At 69.2% G+C, this 3,391-nt stretch carries 3 protein-coding genes; 2 read left to right on the top strand and 1 reads right to left on the bottom strand.

Translation table 11 applies throughout. The features are described 5' to 3' along the window. The first annotated feature begins 405 nt into the window (after positions 1-405). Together E2C06_RS35880 and E2C06_RS35885 are read left to right on the top strand one after the other, a co-directional pair. Complete coding sequence (locus tag E2C06_RS35880; RefSeq protein ID WP_133293308.1) at positions 406-1,749, top strand: LLM class flavin-dependent oxidoreductase; 1,344 nt, start codon at positions 406-408, stop codon at positions 1,747-1,749. After that, a complete protein-coding gene (locus E2C06_RS35885) occupies positions 1,749-2,726 on the top strand; it encodes a Bug family tripartite tricarboxylate transporter substrate binding protein (protein WP_133293309.1) in 978 nt (325 codons plus the stop codon). Before E2C06_RS35880 ends, E2C06_RS35885 begins: the two co-directional genes overlap by 1 nt. A gap of 31 nt (positions 2,727-2,757) precedes the next feature. On the opposite strand, the gene E2C06_RS35890 is transcribed toward E2C06_RS35885, so the two are convergent. Continuing rightward, positions 2,758-3,391 (bottom strand): LLM class flavin-dependent oxidoreductase (locus E2C06_RS35890; RefSeq protein ID WP_133293310.1); only part of this gene is annotated, 634 nt, incomplete at its 5' end.

Raw genomic sequence — 3,391 nt, forward strand, 5'->3', positions numbered from 1 at the left:
CGCCACCCGCTACGAGAAAACCGCGTGTTCCTTCATGGGCGTGCTCTGCATGGCCGCCACGATAGACTGGATCAAGTAGACACACAGAACTTAAGGCCTGACAGGCCCTAGCAGGGTCACAGTGACAAGTAATCGATCAATTCGGGCGATGATTCACATTTCGAGGGGAGGTCATCACCGGCGCTCGGTGCGCCAGTTGAGGCGCAGGCCGCGGAGCCTAGCCGCGCCTCGCGGCGAATCACTTCTTCAACGCCGGCCAGCATCGGCGGGTCCGCTGGCCGTGCAGGGTGCCGTAGAGCGATCGTTGCTGCTGCTCGGCCAGCCGCGAGGAGAGGCACTTCGATGGTTGCCACCCGATCCGCCGTCGCGCGAGCATGGGCCGACACACCCGGGAGAGCCGCCGGCATGCCGATGATCCTCGCCGCCAATGCCAATGCCCAAGGGTCCCATGTCGGCGAATGGCGCCACCCCGACGCCTGGGAGCGGCCGGCAAGCAATCTCGAGAATGCTGTGCGCCTCGCCCGCATCGCCGAAGCCGGCAAGTTCGACCTGCTCTTCCTCGCCGACGGCAATGGCGTGCGCAACCTCGACAAGCCGGACCTCTTCGCCGCCACGAGCCCATCGGACCGGCCAGGGGTCTTCGAGCCGGTGACGCTGCTCTCGGCGCTAGCAATGGTGACCGAGCATATCGGCCTCGTCGCCACCACGACAACGACCTATGACGAGCCCTTCGCCGTGGCGCGCCGCTTCGCGTCGCTCGACCATCTGAGCAAAGGCCGGGCCGGCTGGAACCTGGTCACCACCTCCAATCCCGGCGACGCGTTGAACTTCTCGCACGAGGCCCATGTCCCGCGCGAGGACCGCTACGAACGCGCCGCGGAATTCGCCGGCGTGGTGAAGGGGCTGTGGGACAGCTGGGCCGACGATGCCTTTCCGCAGGACAAGGCAAGCGGTCGCTTTCTCGATCCGTCGCGCGTGCATGCGCTGAACCACCGCGGCAAGCATTTCCAGGTGGCCGGGCCCTTGAACGCGCCGCGGCCGCCGCAAGGCCACCCCGTGATCTTCTCGGCCGGGCAGTCCGAGACCGGCAAGGAGCTGTCGGCCGCGACAGCCGACTGCGTCTTCGCCATCGAGGGCACGATCGACAATGCCCGCCGGCTCTACGCCGACCTGAAGTCGCGCCTGCCGCGGTACGGCCGCACCGCGGACAGCCTGAAGGTGCTGAGCGGCGTGACCATCTTCACCGGCGAGACCGAGGCCGAGGCCGAGGCCTTGTTCCAGGAGCTGGAAGACCTCGTCTCGCCGGCGGTCGGGCTCGACTATCTCTCGAAGATGGTCGGCGCGCGAATGGCCGAATATCCACTCGACGGGCCGATGCCGATCTTCGCGGCCGAACATGTCGGGCCCACCGGCATCGGCCGCGCCATCATCGCCATGGCGGCGGCCGAGAACCTCACTGTGCGGCAGACCTACAAGCGTATTCTGCCGCAGATGGCGGGTAACCTGTTCAAGGGCAGCGCCATGCAGGTGGCCGATCAGATGGAGGAATGGTTCAAGACCCAGGCTTGCGACGGCTTCATGATAGCCGCGCCCGTCGTGCCGACCGGGCTCGAGCGCTTCATCCGCCTAGTCGTGCCGGAGCTTCGCCACCGCGGCCTGTTCCGCCGGGAGTACGAGGGCCGCACGCTGCGGGAGAATCTGGGCCTAGCGCGGCCGGCCAACCGCTTCTTCCCCGTGGTGGCAGGGTGATGTCGCCGTCGCGCCGCGCGGCCCTCGCACTGCTCGCCGCCGCCAGCCCGGGCCGGATCGCAACCGAAGCCTGGGCGCAAGCTTGGCCGCTGCGCCCGCTGCGCGTTGTCGTTCCTTTCGCGCCGGGCGGCGCCACGGACCTGATTGCGCGGTTGATCGCCGACAATCTGGCCGCCCCTCTCGGTCAGCCAGTCGCCGTCGAGAACCGCGCCGGGGCTTTCGGTATCCTCGGCGCCGATGCTGTGGCGAAGGCCCCGCCCGACGGTTACATGCTGCTGGCCGGTAGTCCCGGCCCGATGGCGGTGAACCCTTTCGTCTACAAGGCGCTGCCCTATAGCCCGGAGCGCGACCTCGTCGGCGTCTCGATGGTGGCGACGATCCCCTACGTGATGGTGGTGCCAGCCTCGCTCGGTGTTGCCACGGTGCAGGAATTCCTGACCCTCGCCCGCAGTCGCCGGGGCAACGTGAACTTCGCCACATCGGGCATGGCGTCGCGGCTAACGGTCGAGATGTTCCGCATGCTGGCAGGCGGCGTCGAGATGGAGATGGTGCAGTATCGTGGCGGCGCGCCCGCCCGCACCGACCTGCTGGCCGGCCGTATCCAGCTCGTCATCGAACAGGCGCCCTCCTTCCTCGAAGATTTCCGCGCCGGGACGCTGCGGCCGCTGGCGGTGGGCGGCACCCGCCGCTTCGCTCTGCTGCCGGATGTGCCGACCATGCAGGAAGCTGGCATTCCCGGCTACGAGGCCGCGGCCTGGCTTGGCTATGCCGCGCCGGCCGGCACGCCGATGGAGATCCGCCGCAGCATCGCCACTGAGATCGACCACCTGCTCTTGCGCCGTGACATCCGCGACCGCCTCGCGACCTGGGGGGCTGAACCGGTCGGCGGGCTACCGGAGGAGATGGACCGCCTGCTGGCGGCCGAGCGCGCGCGCTGGGCCGAGGTCGTGCGGCTGGCGGGCATCGAGCGCGAATAGCCGCGGCGCGGTGGGGAGCGGCCGCGCGGCGTCACCCCGGGGTGCCGAGCAGGTTCTCGCGGAGCGTGCGGCCGGTGTAGTCCCGGCGGAACACGCCACGCTGCTGCAACTCCGGCACCAGGGTAGCGGCGATCTCCTCGAAGACGCCGGGGAAAACGGTCGGCGCGACCACGAAGCCGTCGCAGGCCCTCGCCTCGAACAGGGCCTGCATTCGGTCGGCGATCATGGTCGGCGTGCCGACGAGCGTGAAGCGGCTGCCGCGGCGGACCGCCTGGTCGAAGGTCAGGCCCTCATCCCGCATCTGCCGCTCAATCCGCTGCTGCATGCCGTCCATACCCTGGTTGCCCCGCGCCTCGGCCACGCCCTCCTGCCCGACCCTGGCGAGGTCGACGGCCAATCCGCTGGAGCTTGCCGCGAGCGCCAATTCGGGATCGATCAGGGAATCGAGATGATCGGCCTTCTCCCGCGCGATCGCCTCGGTCTCCCCGAGCACGACGGTCAGGCCCTGCAGGATGAGGCATTCCCCGGGCGCCCTGCCGCGCGCCGCCATGCGACCCTTCACGTCGCCGTAGAACTCGGTCATGGCCGCTTGTCTGTTCTGCGCGGCGAAGATCGCCTCGGCCCAGCGCGCGGCGAAATCGCGGCCGCGCTCCGAAGCGCCGGCC

The sequence above is a fragment of the Dankookia rubra genome (assembly GCF_004355005.1).
Classification (GTDB): Bacteria; Pseudomonadota; Alphaproteobacteria; order Acetobacterales; family Acetobacteraceae; genus Paracraurococcus; species Paracraurococcus ruber_A.